The sequence below is a fragment of the Pseudomonas sp. RW10S2 genome, assembly GCF_014268985.1.
Taxonomy (GTDB): Bacteria; Pseudomonadota; Gammaproteobacteria; order Pseudomonadales; family Pseudomonadaceae; genus Aquipseudomonas; species Aquipseudomonas wayambapalatensis.
Genome location: NZ_JABWRO010000253.1, coordinates 1 through 379, shown reverse-complemented (window position 1 = coordinate 379; position 379 = coordinate 1). Strand labels below are relative to the sequence as shown.

The window sequence follows — 379 nt, the reverse complement described above, 5'->3', positions numbered from 1 at the left end:
CAGCTTGTTCACGATCGCTGGCTGGCCGCCAACATAGACGTCGTCCGGAGCAGTGATAGTGGCCGTGCCGGTAGCACTGCCCGCCGGGATGGTGACTTTGGTGCCATCCGAAAGGGTGAAGGTCAGGCCGCCATGGCCAGTGACATCCAGGCCCTGACCATTGGTCAGGGTGACGGTGTAGGTGATCTGGCCGCCTTCGGACACGGTGGTCTTGTCGGCAGTCAGGGTCGCGACGACTTCGCTCTCGGTGTCGCTGATCTGGACGGTGGCCGCACCACCAAGCTTCAGATCCTCGAACGTCTTGCCCGGTACGCTGGCGTCGGTCACGCCCAGGGTCACGGAGCCCGCGTCCTTGAATACGTCGTCACCCTGCGCCGGC

At 64.4% G+C, this 379-nt stretch carries 1 protein-coding gene; it reads right to left on the bottom strand.

The annotated features are described in order from the left end of the window. Positions 1-379, bottom strand: a 379-nt coding sequence (locus HU729_RS25600; RefSeq protein WP_186711930.1) for an immunoglobulin-like domain-containing protein, incomplete at both ends; no start/stop codon positions are given.